Annotated in this window: 17 protein-coding genes and 1 pseudogene; 4 read left to right on the top strand and 14 right to left on the bottom strand. The window is 62.3% G+C overall.

Annotation, left to right across the window (positions count from 1 at the left end):
* Window positions 1-45: 45 nt before the first annotated feature.
* The 11 genes and pseudogenes from ACI2JX_RS16890 to ACI2JX_RS16840 all read right to left on the bottom strand — a co-directional run.
* On the bottom strand, window positions 46-2,247 hold the full coding sequence (locus ACI2JX_RS16890) for an LTA synthase family protein (RefSeq protein ID WP_404690555.1): 2,202 nt from the start codon (window positions 2,245-2,247) through the stop codon (window positions 46-48).
* Window positions 2,248-2,383: 136 nt separating this feature from the next.
* Window positions 2,384-3,664, bottom strand: a complete 1,281-nt coding sequence (locus tag ACI2JX_RS16885) for a hypothetical protein (protein ID WP_404690554.1) — start codon at window positions 3,662-3,664, stop codon at window positions 2,384-2,386.
* A 46-nt stretch (window positions 3,665-3,710) separates the two neighbouring features.
* Window positions 3,711-4,457 (bottom strand): hypothetical protein, encoded by a 747-nt coding sequence (locus ACI2JX_RS16880; RefSeq protein WP_404690553.1) that lies wholly within the window; start codon window positions 4,455-4,457, stop codon window positions 3,711-3,713.
* A 36-nt stretch (window positions 4,458-4,493) separates the two neighbouring features.
* Window positions 4,494-5,174 (bottom strand): C39 family peptidase, encoded by a 681-nt coding sequence (locus ACI2JX_RS16875; RefSeq protein ID WP_186554330.1) that lies wholly within the window; start codon window positions 5,172-5,174, stop codon window positions 4,494-4,496.
* Window positions 5,175-5,236: 62 nt separating this feature from the next.
* Complete coding sequence (locus tag ACI2JX_RS16870) at window positions 5,237-6,790, bottom strand: heme utilization protein (protein WP_186554331.1); 1,554 nt, start codon at window positions 6,788-6,790, stop codon at window positions 5,237-5,239.
* 50 nt (window positions 6,791-6,840) lie between these two features.
* Window positions 6,841-7,413, bottom strand: a complete 573-nt coding sequence (locus ACI2JX_RS16865) for an adhesin (RefSeq protein WP_264232611.1) — start codon at window positions 7,411-7,413, stop codon at window positions 6,841-6,843.
* Window position 7,414: 1 nt separating this feature from the next.
* Window positions 7,415-7,852, bottom strand: a complete 438-nt coding sequence (locus tag ACI2JX_RS16860; RefSeq protein WP_264232613.1) for a hypothetical protein — start codon at window positions 7,850-7,852, stop codon at window positions 7,415-7,417.
* Window positions 7,853-8,149: 297 nt separating this feature from the next.
* Window positions 8,150-8,701: an AAA family ATPase gene (locus tag ACI2JX_RS16855; protein ID WP_186554334.1), complete on the bottom strand. Its 552-nt coding sequence runs from the start codon at window positions 8,699-8,701 to the stop codon at window positions 8,150-8,152.
* A complete protein-coding gene (gene pnuC / locus ACI2JX_RS16850) occupies window positions 8,698-9,264 on the bottom strand; it encodes a nicotinamide riboside transporter PnuC (protein ID WP_264232615.1) in 567 nt (188 codons plus the stop codon). The genes ACI2JX_RS16855 and pnuC overlap by 4 nt, the downstream gene beginning before the upstream one ends.
* A gap of 191 nt (window positions 9,265-9,455) precedes the next feature.
* Window positions 9,456-10,190: a methyl-accepting chemotaxis protein gene (locus tag ACI2JX_RS16845; protein ID WP_372353276.1), complete on the bottom strand. Its 735-nt coding sequence runs from the start codon at window positions 10,188-10,190 to the stop codon at window positions 9,456-9,458.
* Between the two features lie 138 nt (window positions 10,191-10,328).
* Window positions 10,329-11,000: pseudogene (locus ACI2JX_RS16840) on the bottom strand (cache domain-containing protein); the annotation flags it as partial.
* A gap of 391 nt (window positions 11,001-11,391) precedes the next feature.
* Here ACI2JX_RS16840 and ACI2JX_RS16835 point away from each other — a divergent pair.
* Together ACI2JX_RS16835 and ACI2JX_RS16830 are read left to right on the top strand one after the other, a co-directional pair.
* Window positions 11,392-12,222, top strand: a complete 831-nt coding sequence (locus ACI2JX_RS16835; protein ID WP_186554337.1) for an undecaprenyl-diphosphate phosphatase — start codon at window positions 11,392-11,394, stop codon at window positions 12,220-12,222.
* A gap of 1 nt (window position 12,223) precedes the next feature.
* Window positions 12,224-12,670 carry a DUF1294 domain-containing protein gene (locus ACI2JX_RS16830; RefSeq protein ID WP_264232617.1) on the top strand — a complete coding sequence of 149 codons (447 nt, stop codon included), beginning with the start codon at window positions 12,224-12,226 and terminating at the stop codon, window positions 12,668-12,670.
* Here the strand turns inward: ACI2JX_RS16830 and ACI2JX_RS16825 are convergent.
* Window positions 12,663-13,022: an MmcQ/YjbR family DNA-binding protein gene (locus ACI2JX_RS16825; protein WP_368972362.1), complete on the bottom strand. Its 360-nt coding sequence runs from the start codon at window positions 13,020-13,022 to the stop codon at window positions 12,663-12,665. The genes ACI2JX_RS16830 and ACI2JX_RS16825 overlap by 8 nt on opposite strands.
* The gene (locus ACI2JX_RS16820; RefSeq protein WP_404690552.1) at window positions 13,015-13,917 is read right to left on the bottom strand and encodes a LysR substrate-binding domain-containing protein; all 903 of its coding nucleotides are present in this window, start codon (window positions 13,915-13,917) and stop codon (window positions 13,015-13,017) included. Before ACI2JX_RS16820 ends, ACI2JX_RS16825 begins: the two co-directional genes overlap by 8 nt.
* A 132-nt stretch (window positions 13,918-14,049) precedes the next feature.
* On the opposite strand from ACI2JX_RS16820, the gene ACI2JX_RS16815 reads away from it, so the two are divergent.
* Window positions 14,050-14,661 carry an FMN-dependent NADH-azoreductase gene (locus ACI2JX_RS16815; protein ID WP_404690551.1) on the top strand — a complete coding sequence of 204 codons (612 nt, stop codon included), beginning with the start codon at window positions 14,050-14,052 and terminating at the stop codon, window positions 14,659-14,661.
* Between the two features lie 179 nt (window positions 14,662-14,840).
* The gene (locus ACI2JX_RS16810; protein ID WP_404690550.1) at window positions 14,841-15,872 is read left to right on the top strand and encodes an alpha/beta hydrolase family protein; all 1,032 of its coding nucleotides are present in this window, start codon (window positions 14,841-14,843) and stop codon (window positions 15,870-15,872) included.
* On the opposite strand, the gene ACI2JX_RS16805 is transcribed toward ACI2JX_RS16810, so the two are convergent.
* Window positions 15,849-17,030 carry an MFS transporter gene (locus tag ACI2JX_RS16805; RefSeq protein WP_404690549.1) on the bottom strand — a complete coding sequence of 394 codons (1,182 nt, stop codon included), beginning with the start codon at window positions 17,028-17,030 and terminating at the stop codon, window positions 15,849-15,851. The two genes, ACI2JX_RS16810 and ACI2JX_RS16805, sit on opposite strands and share 24 nt — an antisense overlap.
* Between the last annotated feature and the right edge of the window lie 132 nt (window positions 17,031-17,162).

Here is a 17,162-nt window from a genome sequence, read left to right as displayed (position 1 = left end):
CAGTGCCTGGCGCCTGGGCGGCACTGACTCAACAGGGCTGATCGGTCAACTCGACTGCGCGATATGCCCATCTGAGAGCTCTTCGGCTGGCTCTTCATCCCCAGGCAACGCGGTAATTACGCTGAAGTCACTCACCTCGACCTCACCGCCACCATAGCCCAGCAGATGGAAGGAGAACGCCTTGCGCATGTTGGGGTTGTCGAAGCTGAACTCCATGTCCAGTGGCTGATCGGCAGTGACCAGGATTTCATCCGGCAACCCCAGCGGCACATCCTGTTCCAGTTCCTTGGCCTTGAGCTGGATGTGCGCAGTGCGCTGCGGGTCAAGTGAACGCACCTTCACCCGCACGCGGGTATGCGAGCCTTCAGGCATCTCCAGGTACTGCGCGCCAATCAGGTTGTCCGCCCAGTCATCGTGAATGCGTGCCTGCAATTGGATCGGCGAGGGCCCGCCGAATTGGTAACGCAGGTTAAGCGGTGTGCGCAACAGCGACTGATCGAGGACGCCGGCCAGGGCGCTGATCTGCTCGCCGACGGCAGCTTGCCCAGGGCCGAGGTACTTGGCCTGGTCGGCAATGAAGCCCTCGCTGGCGTAGCGGCGACAGCGCTGCTGGAAATCGCATTCGGTAAATACCCCCTGGCCGTTGTGGTAGCGCAGCATGCCATTGGTGTAGGCGATCATTTCCCGGCCGCTGTCATAGTCGCGGTACAGCGAGCGCCCGCCCAACGCATCGGGAATCGGCAGGGCGAAGTAGTCGAGCAAGGAGGCGGCCAAGTCGATATGGCCATAGGTGCCACGTTTGACTCGGGGGAGTTCGGCCTGCTCCGGGGCCAGGGTGAGGTTGAAGCCCCAAGAGGAGGCCAGGCGCACGCCATCGATGCCGTGGGACTCATCGGAGGTGACCACCACCAGGGTGTCCTTGAGCACGCCCTGGCGCTCCAGGCTATCGAGGAACGCACCAATGGCGTCATCCAGATAGGCGACCGCCGCTTGTTTGGGGGTGTCGTAGCGTTGCAAGTACTGCTCGGGTGCCGAGTAGGGCTGGTGGGTGCCAACGGTCAGCAGGGTCAACATCCAAGGTTGATCCTGCTTGCCGAGTTGACCGATGTAGTCCAGTGCACCTTCGAAAAAGGCGCGGTCATCCTTGCCCCAGGGGAACTCCAGGTAGTTGGCATTGCTGAACCACTCCAGGCCATGCACCGAGTCAAAGCCGATGTGCGGCATGATGCGGTCCTTGGCCATGAAGCGCAGCCCGGCGCCTTGCAGGTAGTGGGTGGTGAACCCCGCCTGACGTAGCTGAGCGGGCAGGCAGGCCTGGTTGCGCTGGTTCTGGGTGAGCAGTTCGACGCCCTTGGGGGTGCCGTTGGCCAATTTGTCGTAGTCGCCGCAGAGCATGGCATACAGGCCGCGGATGGTCTGATGGGTGTGCAGCACGTAGTCGGGAGTGTTCATGCCGCGCTCGGCCCACCGGCTGAGCTTGGGCATCAACGCTTCGTCGAAGCGGCTATCGAGGGCTTCACGGTTGGCTTGCACATAGGCGCCGGGAATGCCTTCGAGGGTAATTACCAGCAGGTTGCGCGCCTGCCCCGCAGCGGCCAACAGTTTCTGGCCGCTAAGGTCAGACTGGGTCAGGCCAACACTGGGTAACGGGGTAACTGCCTGAGTCTGGCCCAGCCAGCCCTGAGCCTGGCGCTGCAGGTTGCCCACCCCGGCCGACAACAGTTGGTGCGAGAGGTTGTACTGACGCCACTGGTCGGCGTCGGAAGGGGCCAGGTGCTGGCTCGCCCAATGCAGGCCGAACAGCATGAGCGGTACCGCCAGCGCCACGCGCGGTAGCGCGGCTAGCGGCTGTGCCCGGCTGCGCCAGGCGCTGATCAGCCACGCCAGCAGGCCGGCGCCGAGCACGGCTGGCAGCCAGGGGTGGGCCAAGCCGCCGCCGGTGGAGTTTTCCATGAACTGCGGGTCGAACAGATAACCCAGGTCGGCACTGTTCGGCAGTCGGCCCACCGCGCTCACCAGCTCGGCCGAGGCCACCCACAGCGCAGCCCATGCCAGCAGCACCGGCAAGGCCAGCCACCATGGGCGACGCAACAGCAGCAGCACCAGCAGGCTGCCCAGGGCGAGGTCCGACAAGTAGCCGAGCGGGTTGGACCAGCCCAGCAGGGCACGCGCACCCAGTGGAAGCACCAGCACCAGGGTCGCCAGGGCGACAAGCCGGGTCCGCGGGTGGCCGAACAGGTTTTTCACGAAAACTTTCCTTATTGCCATTAAAACGTCACACATCCGTGCTCGATGATAACAGGCCAGGGTCAGGAAAGCGGTTGGCTACAAGCCTGGTTACCAAAAGACGGACCCGCCGAGCAGGTCCGTGCCTTTGGCAAACTCAGAAGTAATAAGGGAATTTCAGGCTGAAGGAGAAGTCCGGCGAGTCGTCGGTCAGGCCAATCGACAGGTTAGGCACGATGGTCAGGTTGTCGGTTGCGGCGAAGGTCATGCCGATGTTGAAGTTTGCCGCGTTGTAGTCGCTGTTGGGCACGTCCTGCCAGTCGCCGCCATCGGGTTTGATCTTGCTCTTGCTGGCAAATTGGTCGGACACCGAGAACGACATACTCATTTTTTCGTTCAAGGCAAAGGCAATACCGGCGCCGATCTGCCAGGAGTCACCGAGCTTCACGTCCCCTGCGACTTTACTGTTGACCTGCGGGCTGATGTCGCTGAACGAGTCCTGCATGTTGTAGGTGTAGGACAAGCTGGCAAACAGCACCGCCGGGTCGAAGGTCTTGACCAGCGAGATACCCGGGGTGATCGACCAGACACCATTGCCGGTCGGCAGGCTCTCCGGCACCGAAAGGTTATCGTTGGTCGGGTCGTTGACCAGCTTGATGCCATAGGGGTCTTTACCGGTAGGTGCCTTGACCCGCAGGGTAGCCACCGCATCGGGCCAGTTTTCCGACTCATCGAGGAATTTGTAGGCGACCCCGAAGTTGACATCGCCAATGGTCGGGTCGCGGGTGACGGTGGCATCGGAGGTGACAGGGCCTGCGCCACCGGCGCCGCCAGATGAGTAGGTGGATTCGCGGTAGACCACCGGTACGTTGACGTCGAATTGCCAGCGCTGGTCCAGGTTGTAGCGCGCCGTCAGGTCCAAGGTCCAGTTATCGGCCTTGATCCGGTCAAGGTTGATATTGCCGAGGAATATCGAGTCCAGCGCCAGGAAACCATTGAGCACCAGGGCTCGGGTATCGTAGTGGGTGTAGGTCAGGCCGGTTTCGACGCTGAACTTGCCGCCGCCAAAGAAGCCACTGGCCTCGTCATACAGGTTCGATACGCTTTGCGCAGGTTCGGAATCTTCCTTGAGCGACTGGCCGTATGAGCTGCCGCTAGTGCCTGGCGCGCCTGCGGCAACGCTCTGGCCGCCCCGTACGGTTTCGGCAGGGGATTTGGTCAGGCGCTTGGGTGCAGGGGTTGCGGGTGCTTCCTCAACCTGGCGAACGCGCTGTTCAAGCACCATCAGCGCGTGTTGCTGGGCTTCGTAACGTTGTTTCAACTCCATCAGTTCTTGTTTTAGGGCTTCGACTTGAGGGTCGGGTGCTGCATAGAGCAATGCGGCTGGAGTCAGGCTACCCAAACAGACGATAGCTCTGAAGGTTAACGATCGGTGCATGGGTTAGCCGTCCCTTCTGACTACATTTGATGAGACAGAGCGTAGATCAGAATCCGAGAGTACGAAGGCCTTTGAGCTGGTCTAGGTTGCCGCTCACCGACCCGGCTGCCGAGACGTTGTCACGCAGCACGACATTGAGCGAAGTGAGGTTTCTGACCTGATTGCCGGCGCCGAGCAACGTGGTGTTCTGCATCAGCCCACCTTGGCCCAGGCGTTGGAAGGTGCTGCCCTGGTTATTGTTGGCATTGATGTTCAGTTGCACGCCGGTGCCGCTCGAGGACACGCTCAGCGCGCCAGCAGCATTGGCTCCGAGTACTTTGCTGCCAGCGGCCAAGGCCTCGCCCTGGGGCTGCGTGGTGGGCGCTTTGTCGCCTTTGCTGACATTGATATCAACGCCGTTGTAGGCCAGGTTATGGTCGCCGGCGGCCCGCACGATCTGGGTCACGCCTTCGGTGCTATTGAGCCCCTTGCCGCCGGTTACGCTGCCCGTGCCGGGGCCTTGGCCACGCGGGGTGCCGCTGCCTTTTTGGTTGATCATCGACACGTAGAACTGCGGCTTGATGGTCGATTGCTGGATCTGCATCGACGAGGTGGCGCCAATCACTTCGCCGTTGGCATTTTGCCAGGTGCTGGTCATGACAACCCCGAAACTGATGATTCGCCCTGGCATGACATAGCGCCCGCGCAAGTTGGCCAGCTCCTGATCCTTCAGCTCAATGGGTTTGAACGTCTCCGCCTGGAGCGGCAGGCTGGCGGCCAGGCACACCACGGCTAGCCAGGTTGAAGTCTTCATTGGATGCTCCCGGAGCGTGGTGCTCCCTTGTCATTATTAGAAGAAGTCGCTTTGGATGAATCCGAAATCCATCAACTCTGCGTCTTGCACCGGGGTGAAGTTGTTGATGCGACCTTTGACGGTCAGCGGAATGGGCGGGTCGAGCAAGGCATTGCTCTTGTCGTACCCCTGGCCGATGATGGCAAAGATGATGCCGTTCCAGCCTTTGATGAAGTCTTCGACTTTGAAGCGTTTGTGACCCAGTACCGGATCACCGATATACACCCAGCCGTTGTCGACTTTTTGCATGACCACAAAATGCTTGTAGCCGCGGATGTCCATCAGGACCACCACGGGAATACGGATACTGTGCAAGGTGTCGACGGCTACCCGGTAGCCGCGGGCGCGCATGCCTAGGGTTTCCACGTAGCGTTTCATGTCGAGCATGGAAAAACCCTGCACGCGGACCAGATCCTGATCGGCGTTGGCCAGCATGCCCTCGATGATCTGCTGTTCATCGACGTCCAGCCAATAGGCTTGGCGCAAGATGGTCGCCAGCGCGGCGGCGCCACAACTGAAGTCGGTTTTCTGTTGCACCAGATCGGCGAACTTGCGTTCGCGCACACTCTGGATGGGTTTGAATATCACCGCGCCACCCGGCAAAACGGAAAGTGGCATTTGCGCGGCTTCTGCTTGGCTTGCCAGGCAAAGCAACAGCGCCAAGGCGATAATGCGCATGTTCGACGTCCCCCTGCGGATGCTGAAAAAGGCCCCCCGAAGGGGGCCTCAGGCCACAGTACTTAGAACGAGGTGTTGGAGATGGCCAGCGAGTTGCTTTGCTGGTTGCCGACACCAGAGGCCACGTTGACGCCCAGGTTGCCGCTGCCGCCATTCACCGAACCGCTCAGGGTTGCAGTGTTGGTCACAGGGTTAGCCCAGCCAATTGGAGTCAACACTTGGTACGAGATGGTGTTGCTCAGCTCATACGAGTTGGCTTCGCTGTAGCTCTTCGAAATGTCTTTCGAAGACTCGTTGGCCTTCTCGTAGGACTTCTCGAACGAGCTGGAGGCGGTCTTGTCGTACGAGGACTCACGAGACTTATCGTACGAAGAGTCACGTGCCTTGTTGTACGACGAGTCACGCGACTTGTCGTACGAAGAATCACGCGCCCTGTCGTAGGAGTAGTCACGAGACCTGTCGAACGAGGAGTCGAACGACTTCTCGAACGAAGCGTCATACGCGCTTTCATGCGACGTATCGATCGACGCATTCAACGAAGCGTCAAGCGATCCGCTGGCACTCTGGCTGCGAGTGCGATCGCCAAAGCCGTTGTTGACGGTAGTCGACCGGGTAGACTCGGCTGCGGCGGTCAAGGTAGCGTCCAGCGAAGCGCTAGAGCTCGAGCTGGCGCTGCCGCTAGCCGAACCGTTGGCACTGGCGCTGTTGGAACCACTGGCGTTGGCGCTGCCTGAACCGCTGGCGCTGGAGCTGTTGGACCCACTGGCGGTCATGCTGTTGGAGCCGCTGGCAGTCATGCTGTTGGATCCGCTGGCACTCCAGCTGTTGGAGCCACTGGACGCCGAGTTTTTCGAGCCGCTGACACTGCCGCTCGAAGACGAGCTGCGATTGTCGCTGGACTCGAAGGTGCCTTCGCGCGAGAACGAGCCGCTCGAAGTCTTGGTCAGGGTCAGCGTATCCAGCCGGGTTTCACGATCGGCATAGTTGTTGACGGTCAGACCAGGGCCACTTTGGTTGGCAGAAGCGGTGGCCACGGCGTTGCCAATGGGCGCATTGGTGTTAGCAATGGCCATGGTGTTTTTCTGTTGGTTGAGGTCGCCACTGGCGATGTTGACACCCACGTTGCCGTTGGCGCCGCTGGCTGATCCGCTCATGACCGCAGAGCTTTGGGTGGACCAGTTGGTGACCCGGTTGTTGTTGCTGACCTGGCGGACGTCGGCAGTGGCAGTGGCGGTGCCAAACACGAAGCTGTTATCCAGGCTTGAGTCGGAGGCCGCGTTGGCGATGGCGGCGGCGTTGTCTTGTTGGTTGCCGTTACCGGCTGCCACGTTGACCCCGACGTTGCCTGCGGCGCCTTCGGCAGAGCTGCTCATTTCAGCTTCGTTGACAGTCCCTTCGTTCCAGATGCGGTTGCCGGTACTGCTTTGACGATCGGTAGCTTCGGCAGTGGCGCTGATTGGGATGATGATCGGACGAGGGTTGTTGTTGCCGTTGTTGTGACCGTTGTTATGGCCATTGTTGTGGCCGTTGCCACGCCTATCGTCAGCTTGTACAGCTACAGCCATGATCGCAGCAATTGCGAAAACCAGAGGCTTGATTGCCATCGAGGGTTTCATGGTGATTCTCCGTACTTTATTTTAGGTTAAGTGTTGTTATTACCTGTGGGTCAGTCCGCGACCCGGACGCTCAGGGTGTTGGCCGTTCGGTTTCCCACCCCGGCGCTCTGATTCAACTGGATCACCCCACGACTACCGGTGAAGGCCTGGTCACTCGTGGTGATCTGGCGATAGCCGGGTGCAGAGGCAGTTGCATCGGAGTTATTGATCAGCGCCACGTTCTGTTGCAGCAGGACGCTGTCATCAATGGTTTGCGGTTGCGCACTAATGCTGATGCGCAATGCGTTGGCCTGCTGGTTGCTGGCCCCCGCGCTCTGGTTGACGCCCAGCGCGCCAGTGCCGTTGCTGAAGGCATCGCCCTGGATGCTCGACTTGGCATCGCGCGAAGGGTCGACCTCGCTGCGCAGGCGTTGGCGAATCTGGGTGGTAGCGCTGGCGTTATGACCAATGGCGAAGGCGCGGGCGTTGGCTTGTTGCTGGAGGTCGCCGGCCGCCTGGTTGACGCTTAGATTGCCCTGGTACTGCGCACCGGAACGGTCAATGGTGGCGGTGTCGATGATGGGGCCTTGGGCAAAGGCCGATGCACTGCAAAGGCTGGCCAGAATCAGCAGCGTGTGCTTCATCTCATTGGCCTCCGCCGAGGATCTTCAGCGCGCCCATGCCACGCTGGACGTTCGAGTTGACCATGTTGGAGATGCCATTGCCCGAGCCTGAAGCGCGTCCACCGGCCAGGTTGGGCAACTGGTTCTGGTTGTTGATCTGCCCGCCCAGGTTGTTGGTTTGTTGGGTGATCATGGTGCTGATGCCAGAACCGCTGCTGATACCGGCAAAGTCGCCATCGCTGAGCTCGTTGGTTTGCTTGAGAATGTGAGCCGAAGGATTGGTATTGACGGTGACGGGGCTTGGATCGGGGATCAGCGGTGGGCGCATGGCGTTGCGCGGCTGCACATCGCGGGTGATCACGATAACCCCGTTTTCGGCTTGGACTGGCAGACTGAGACTGGGCGCCAGGGCACAACTGAGCAGCAGCAGGCGATAGATGCCTTTATCGAATTTCCCCACGATGGCAATTCCTTCTTCAGAGCGCTGGTCCTAGTCAGCGTTGCGAGGAATAGAGCAGATGCTGTGCCGGTTTTGCTTATTGCAGTGCAATCAACAACTTGTGCGGGCGAATGGGGCGCGCCGGGATTTTGCTGTATCAGCGTTGAGACAATTTTTCCTGAAATACCCGCGCAGCCCAGCACGGGCAGCGCCTGAGCGGGCTTTACCGGGGGTGTATTACCGGCTTAACACTAGGCCCATAACTGGCGAGGGAGGCCCAACTGCGGGGACTATGGCCCAGTGAGATGTATCAGCGGCTTAACACTCGGTGGGGCACGCTGCGGCTTTGCCGTTCAGTAAACGCTGCACCGCAGCGAGCACGGCAGCGCTGCGCTGCGGCCAATCACCGCCAATCACCTGCACTGGCTGCTGATGGCGCTGCAGCCAGGCATGGCTGTCGCTGAAGAACGCCTGGCGTTCGCGCAAATCGGGCTGACAGCGCTGACCATCACCGACCCAACTGACGCCCTGCGGGTCGAGCAGCAGGTGCAGATCGTAGTGGCGTTCAAGCAGTGCTTGCTCGATCCATGCCGGACAATCGTTGAACAGTGCCCGGCTCCACAGCAGGTTGCTCAACAGGTGGGTGTCGAGGATCAACAACTCAGGCTGATGGGCGCGCGCGGCGTCTTCCCAGGCCAGTTGACCGCGAGCGATCGCCGGAATATCGGCGTAGCAGGTATCGCGCCCTTGCTCGTCGATAAAATGACGCACGTATTCGCCGACCAGTTCACCACCAAAGTGCGCCTGGATCTCACTGCTGAGCCAGCTCTTGCCGCTGGACTCCGGACCGCACAACACCAGGACCTTCATGCGTTGCCCAGCGCCGGGTCACGGCGCCACTCCAGCCAACCACGCACCGCGATCACGGTGAGCACGACGAACAATCCGGCGGTGAAGTACAGCTGCTGGTGCAGGTATTGGCCGACATAGACCACATCGACCACCAGCCACAGCGGCCAGCATTGCACGCGCTTTTGGGCCATCCACACCTGTGCGACCAGGCTGAAACCGGTCAGGGTAGCGTCCAGCCAGGGCAGGGCGGCATCGGTCCAATGCGCCATGGCTGCGCCTAGCGCCATACTCAACAGCAGGCCCACGGCCAGCCCGGCGAGTATCTGTCGGCGCGCCAGGCGCGATACCTGGCGGGCATCCTCGACCCGCTCGGGACGCGTCCATTGCCACCAGCCATAGAGCTGCAGCAGGGCGTAGGTGGCCTGCAAGAGCATCCCCGAGTACAGCTTCACCTCGTAGAAGAACCAGCCATAGAGGGTCACCATCACCAGGCCGATCGGCCAGCACCAAGGGTTTTGCTTGACGGTGAGCCACACGGCAATGACGCCGAGCACGGCGGCGATCAGTTCAAGGCCGGACATCGGCGATCCTTGGGGGCAGGGAAAGGGCGCGATTGTAGCCTGTGGGGGCGGACAGGAGTAGGGCTCAGTGCGGGCTTCGACGCGGGTAAACCCACAGGGTGTGTCGCGCGCAATTGCTGCGAACGACACCAACCCTGTAGGCGCGGGCTTGCCTGCGAAGAGGTCGGCAGCGGCGACCTCTGCCCACGCTGTTACACCCTGAACTGCTTCAACAACTGCTCCAGTTCCTCGCTCAGGCGTGCCAGCGCCATTCCCGAATCCGTCGATTGGCGCGCCGCTTCGGCCGTTTGCAGCGACAGTCCGGCCGTCTCGGTCACATTGCGGTTGATCTCCTCGACCACATGCGACTGCTGCAAGGTAGCGCTGGCGATAGACGCGTTCAGTGCCGTGAGGTTGTGCAGTACCTGGCTGATGGCATCCAGGCTGGTGCCTGCTTCTCGGGCTTGCTCGACGGTCTGGCGCGACGCCTCGCTGCTGGTGTCGATGGCCCGCACCGCCGCTTCCGACTGGCCTTGCAGGTGCTCGATCATGGTCTGGATTTCGGCGGTCGATTGCGCGCTGCGCTGGGCCAGCAGGCGCACTTCATCGGCTACCACCGCAAAGCCGCGGCCTTGCTCGCCGGCTCGGGCGGCTTCAATGGCGGCGTTCAAGGCCAGCAGGTTGGTCTGTTCGGCAATCGAGCGAATCACCTCCAGCACGCCGCCGATCTTGGTGCTGTGCCCGGCCAGTTCACGAATGACCTGGACCGCTTGATCGATGGTGGCAGACAACCGGTCGATCTGCTGCAAGCTGCCGTGGATCGCCTGTTGGCCATGGCTGACCTGCTCCTGCGCGGCGCGCATCTCGCTGGCTGCCTGCTCAGCGTTCTTGGCCACGTCCTGGACGGCATAGGTAACCTCATTGACCGCTGTCGCGACCTGATCCATCTGCAACGACTGTTGGGCGCTGCGCTCTTGGGCTTGGCCGGCGTTGTCGCCGACATGGGCGGCCGATTGGGCCAAGGCGTGGGCGGTGCCCTGCAATTGACCAACCACCCCCTGCAGCTTGCCGTTGAAGCGGTTGAAGTGCTCGCCCAGGTGGGTGATCTCGTCGCGACCATGGGTGTCCAGGCGCTGGCTCAGGTCGCTTTCGCCACTGGCGATAATGCCCATGGCCTGTACCGCTTCCTGCAACGGGCGGGCAATGCTACGGGCGATCAGCATCACCAGCAGCCCCATCAACAGGGCGATACCCAGGCCCAACAGGCAGGCATCGCGAACCTGGCGGGCGAACTCGGCCTGCACGTCATCGACGTACACCCCCGAACCGATGATCCACCCCCAAGGCTTGAACAGCTGGATGTATGAGGTCTTGGCCACCGGCTCGCTGGCACCCGGCTTAGGCCAGCGGTAGTCGACGGGCCCGGCGCCCTGGCTGCGGGCCAGGGCGACCATTTCGTTGAACACGGCAAAACCATCCGGGTCACGGATGGCCGCCAGGTCCTGGCCATCGAGCTTGGGGTTGGCCGGGTGCATGATCATCTTCGGCGCCAGGTCGTTGATCCAGAAGTAGTCGTTCTGGTCGTAGCGCAGGCCGCGCACCACTTGCAGGGCTTGCTGCTGGGCGGCGTCGCGGGTGAGCGTACCGTTGGCTTCCAGGCTTTGGTAGTAGGCCAGCACCCCCGCTGCGGTTTCGACCACATGGTGGGTCTTCTCGGCCTTGGCTCGGTACAGGTCAGCATGGATCTGGCGCAGCATCAGCAACCCCAGTACCAGCAACATCGCCACTGCCACTAGCAGGATCAGCCACAAGCGGCGGCTGATCGACATCGACCTCAAGGTCTTCATTTATAAGCTACTCCCGCGTTGTTCTTGTTATTGAGATGCATCCAAGCATGCTTTGCCGTTGCTCCCCCAGTCGACCAATGGCTAGGTGTCCGGCAGGACAATCCATGATGTTTGCGCGCGAGCCTTCGGCGGGCTGCTCTGATAGCATCTCGGCCGCTTTGGATGAAACCTTTAGGCATCTGGAACAATTCAACTGGCATTGCGCCTGGCAGTCGCTGTAAAACTGCCGGGCCGCGTGCGGCAATCACCAGTAAATCAAGAACAAGGGGCGTGCCACGAGCTGCGTCCCATCGGGGGAATGATGGATTTTTGGAGTGCCTTTCAGGCAATCATCTTAGGCGTCGTCGAAGGACTGACAGAGTTCCTGCCGATCTCCAGTACCGGGCACCAGATCATCGTCGCTGACCTGATCGGTTTTGGTGGCGAGCGGGCCATGGCGTTCAACATCATCATCCAGCTGGGCGCGATCCTGGCAGTGGTGTGGGAGTTCCGCCGCAAGATCTTCGATGTGGTGCTGGGGCTGTCCAGCCAAGCGCCGGCGCGACGCTTCACGGCCAACCTGCTGGTCGCGTTCATGCCGGCAGTGGTGCTGGGCGTGCTGTTCGCCGACTACATCCACGAGTACCTGTTCAACCCGATTACCGTGGCGGCCGCCTTGGTCGTGGGCGGGGTGATCATGCTCTGGGCCGAGCGGCGTGAGCATCGTATCGAGGTCGACCATGTCGATGACATGCACTGGAGCCACGCGCTGAAGATCGGCCTGGTGCAGTGTGTGGCGATGATCCCAGGGACTTCGCGTTCCGGCTCGACCATCATCGGCGGTTTGCTGTTTGGCTTGTCGCGCAAGGCCGCGACCGAGTTCTCGTTCTTCCTGGCCATGCCAACCATGGTGGGCGCTGCGGTGTACTCGGGCTACAAATACCGGGAGCTGTTCCAGCCGGCCGATCTGCCGGTATTCGCCATCGGTTTCGTGGTGTCGTTCATCTTCGCCATGATCGCCGTGCGGGCGCTGCTCAAGTTCATCGCCAACCACAGCTATGCGGCCTTCGCCTGGTACCGCATCGTCTTTGGCCTGATCATCCTGGCGACCTGGCAGTTCGGCTGGGTCGACTGGGCGACGGCGCAAGGCTGACATGGCGCGTACGCACACTGCGGCCAGGCGCGGCAATGGCGGGCAAGAGGGCGTGCGCAATGCACGCCTGAAGCTGCTGGTTCTCGCCGTCCTGTGCCTGATGCCTGGCCTGGGTGCGGCGCAGATGGCCTGGAGTGGGCAGTCGTGGTTGCCACTGGCGGCCTATCCAGCTGTCAGCTTGATCAGCCTCATGCTCTATTGGCAGGACAAACAGCAGGCCCGCAGCCAGGCCTGGCGCACGCCGGAAAAGGTCCTGCATGCCAGCGAACTGTGCGGCGGCTGGCCCGGCGCATTGCTGGCCCAGCAGCTGTTTCGGCACAAGACGCGCAAGGCCTCCTATCAGCTGAGCTTCTGGGCCATCGTCGCCGTGCACCAGCTGTTCTGGTTCGATCACCTGGCGCTGCAAGGGCGCTGGCTAGGCGCGGCGGTAGCGCCGTTGTTCAGATAAGCAGGCCAAGGCGCAATCGTTTGGGCAGGCGCTGCACCACCAACTGGTGGGAACGCTGCAGCAGATCGCACAGCTGGGTTCGGCCCATGGGGTAGGGCGGGGCCATGCTGATCCAGCGGGCCCTGGCCAAGTAGGGAGCCGGGCGCACGCCCGGGAGGTCGACATACCCCAGGAACAGCTCGTCATCGACCTTGAACGACAACCCCGCACCCGCCAGGTCGAGCACGGCAAACATCTTGTTGCCGGCCACTGAGAACACCCGGATCCCACCCCACTTGTAGTCTTCTCGCGCTCCTGGCAGGCCCAGGCAAAACTCGGCCACCTGCTCAGGGCTCATGCGTTGCTCAGACATAACGCTCTCCACAGGCCTCGAACGAGGCCGCCAGATGGTCGATCCACACCCGCACCGCCGGCAGCACGCCCCGCCGGTGTGGGTACACCGCCTGCAGCCAGCCGCCCGGCAATGACCAATCGGGCAACAGGCGCACCAACTCACCGCGCTCCAGCTCTTGTTCGCAGTACATGCTCGGCAGCGCTGTGAAGCCCAGCCCGGCCAGCACCGAGGCCTTGCGTACGACAAAGTCATCGATGGCCAGGCGCGGCTCCAAGGCCAGGTCCTGCTGGCGCCCACCAGGGCCAAACAAGCGCAGGTGCACCAATCGATCAGCCTCGGCCGCGCCCAACACCGGTAGGCTGGCCAGCTGCGAAGGCTCACGGATGTCGTCGGCAAAGCCTGGCGCGGCAACCAGATGCATCTGCGCCTGGCGCAAGCGGCGGGTGACCAAGGCCGGGTCCTCGTCGCCCAGGTCGCGCACCCGCAGGGCCACGTCGATGCCTTCGGAAATCAGGTCGACCCGGCGATTGAGCAGGACCATGTCCAACTGCACCAGCGGGTGCAACTCGAGAAAACGGCTGATCACCTCCGGGAGAAAGGCATGCGCCAAGGCCACCGGGCACGACACCCGCAAGCGCCCGCGCGGCTCACTGGTCATGCTGGCGACGGCTTCATCAGCCATCTCCGCTTCCAGCAGCATGGCCTGGCAGTGATGCAGATAGCGCTCGCCCACCGCCGTCAGCTTGAGTTGACGCGTGGTGCGTTGCAGCAAACGGGTGCCCAGGCGCTCCTCCAGCTCGGCGATACGCCGCGACAGGCGCGATTTGGGGATACCCAGTTGGCGGCCGGCGGCGGCAAAGCCGCCAGCCTCGACCACGCGGGCAAAGTAGAACAGGTCGTTGAGATCTTGCATGTGAAAGCCCATTGTTCCATCAGTAGGACAAACTAGTGCATTTTTACCGACTTATCAGCTATTCGATGGTTCTATAGGATTCTCTCCATCGTGATCGCCCACTACCGCGGTCGTCATTCACAGGAGAGTCCCATGAAACTGTTGCATATCGATTCGAGCATTCTGGGCGACAATTCCGCCTCCCGTCAGCTGAGCCGCGAAGTGGTAGACGCCTGGAAAGCCGCTGATTCGAGCATCGAAGTGGTCTACCGCGACCTGGCCGCCGATGCCATCAGCCACTTCTCCGCCGCCACCCTGGTTGCCGCTGGCACCCCAGAGGAAATGCGCGATGCCGCCCAGGCGCACGAAGCCAAGCTGAGCCAGGAAACCCTGGATGAGTTCCTCGCTGCCGACGCCGTGGTGATCGGCGCGCCAATGTACAACTTCACTGTACCGACCCAGCTCAAAGCCTGGATCGACCGCATTGCTGTCGCTGGCAAGACCTTCCGCTACACCGAAGCCGGTCCAGAAGGCCTGTGCGGTAACAAAAAGGTGATCCTGGTTTCCACCGCAGGCGGCCTGCACGCTGGCCAACCGACCGGTGCTGGCCATGAGGACTTCCTCAAGGTGTTCCTCAGCTTTATCGGCATCACCGACCTGGAAATCGTCCGTGCCCACGGCCTGGCCTATGGCCCAGAGCACCGCAGCCAAGCGATCGACGACGCTCAGGCACAGATTGCCGGTGAGTTGTTCGTCGCTGCCTGAGTGCTGTGATGTGCTGACGCCATCGCGGGGCAAGCCCGCTCCCACGCCGCTTCCTTTTAGAGGGCGGTAGCGGGAGCTGGCTCGCCCCGCGCTGGGTTGTTTCATCCAGTTTTCATCTGCTGGCCGATGCCGGGGCTTATGCTGGCGCTATCCTTCCGTTTGGCGGGGAGACGCCCGCGATGAACCGAGCCCCTGTGCTGGTAGCGTGCCTGTTGTTGGCCGGCCTGTTGGCCCGCGCTGACGCGGCGCCGTGGGTTGCAGGGTTGCATCAGTTGCAACTGGTCGACCCGCTGGACGCCCGCCCGATGCAGGCCTTGGCGTTCTATCCCTCCACAGGGCAAGCACATCACATTCGCCGTGAAGGCTATCCGCTCACCGTGGCCGAGGATGCTCCGGTCGCGCTGGGGCAATTCCCTTTGCTGGTCGTGTCCCACGGCAATACCGGCAGCCCTTTGGCTCTGCACGATTTAGCCAGCGCGCTGGCGCGTCGGGGATTCGTGGTGGTGGCGCTGACCCACCCGGGCGATAACGCCAGTGACCATAGTCGCCTGGGTACCTTGAGCAATCTCTATGGCCGGCCATTGCAAGTGAGCGCAGCGATCAGCGCTGCGCGTGCGGACAGCGTGCTCGGCCCCTATCTGAACGACGGCAAGGTGGGCGTGATTGGTTACTCGGCAGGGGGCGAGACGGCCTTGATCGTGTCTGGCGCCCAGCCCGATCTCGATCGTTTGCACCGTTACTGCCTGGAGCGCCCTGGTGATGCCGATGCCTGCAAGACCCACGGCGTGCTGATCGCTGATCGCAGCGAGCTCACCGCCCAGGCCGACCCCAGGGTTGGCGCATTGGTGCTGATGGCGCCGTTGAGCTTGATGTTTGGCCGGCACGCCTTGAGCGGCGTGCATGTCCCCGCGCTGATCTACAGCGGGGACAACGATCAGTTGCTGGCGCTGGATCGCAATGCCCAGGCTCTGGCGCGCAAGCTGCCGGTCACCCCCGACTATCGGTTGTTGGCAGGGGCGGGGCATTTCATTTTCATGGCGCCCTGCGATGCCGAGCAGCATGCGCGCATGCCTGTAGTGTGCAAGGATGCCGAGGGCGTCGACCGTCGGCAGATTCATCACTCGCTACAGCGCGAAACCGCCGATTTCTTTAGCCAGACCCTGGGCGAGCCAGCGCCAGGCGAGCGCTCAGCGGCGGCGAGCGAGCACTAGGGTCAGGCCCACCCCAGAAAGCGCCAGCAGGGCGGCCACGCCGAAGATCGAGGCATAGCCCAGGTGCACCGCCACTGCGCCCATCACCGGGCCGGCGATTGCCAGGGCCAGGTCGAAAAACACCGCATAAGCCCCCAAGCCAGCGCCACGGCTGCTGCTCGGCACCTGTTTGATCGCTTCCACGCCCAGGGCCGGATACACCAGCGACAGGCCGAATCCGGTCAAGCCCGCGCCAACCAGCGCCCAGGCAGGCGAGGGCGCAAGCCAGAGCAGGCTCAGCCCGAGCACTTCCGTCGCCATACAGCTCACAGCCACCGCATAACCGCCAAAGCGATTGACCGCATTGACGAACAGCAGCCGCGAAATGATGAAGCACACGCCGAACGCGCTCAGGCACAACGCCGCGCCAGCCCAGCCGCGTTCCAGGTAATACAGGGTGACGAAGGTGGTCAGCGTGCCATAGCCAATCGAGGCCAGGGTCAGGCCCATCCCGCATGGCGCTACTCGGGCGAACGCCGACCAGAACGGCAGGCGTTCGCCGCGCACTACCACGACGTCAGGCCGCTTGCGCAGGGCCAGCAGCGCCAGTGCCGCCAGGATCAGCAGAGCCGGCCCCAGCACGCTGAAGTCCAGGCCATCGACCATCAGCACGCCCACCGGCGCGCCGATGGCGATGGCGCCATACGAGGCGATGCCGTTCCAGGAGATCACCCGTGCGGTGTGCTCGGCGCCCACCTGGCTGATGCCCCAGCTCAAGGTGGCAACGCCGATCAAGCCTTGGGCGATGCCCAACAGCAAGCGCCCACCGAGCAGCAGCGCCAGGCTCAGCCAGGGCAGGCTCAGGGTCCAGGCCGAGGCCAGGGTCAGCACCCCGCAACCGGCGATGCCAAACAAGCCGTAGCGTATGGCTCGCTTGCCACCCAGGCTGTCTGCCACCCGCCCGGCGAACGGCCGGCTGAGCAGTGTCGCCAGGTACTGCAGGCCGATGGTCACCCCAGCGATCACCGCGCCAAAACCCAGTTGGTCGTGCACATAACTGGGCAGCACCGCAATCGGCAGGCCGATGCACAGGAAGGCGATGAAGGTATAGAAGACGATCGAGAGGATCTGCTGGGTGATGGCAAAGCTATTACTGGGAGCGGGTTCTTGCGCGGTCATGGGCTCGTTCGCGGGCGGGCGGTTGGGCGTGCAAGCATCATCGCCGTAGTCTGGGATAAATGAAAGCAGGCTAACGAATTATTCGTCGGCTCGCGCTGGCCGCAGGCCGAAACGACCGCGGGGCAAGCCCAC

The organism is Pseudomonas sp. NPDC088890 (genome assembly GCF_044900155.1).
GTDB classification, from domain to species: Bacteria; Pseudomonadota; Gammaproteobacteria; order Pseudomonadales; family Pseudomonadaceae; genus Aquipseudomonas; species Aquipseudomonas urmiensis.
This window is presented reverse-complemented; position numbering and strand designations above follow the sequence as displayed.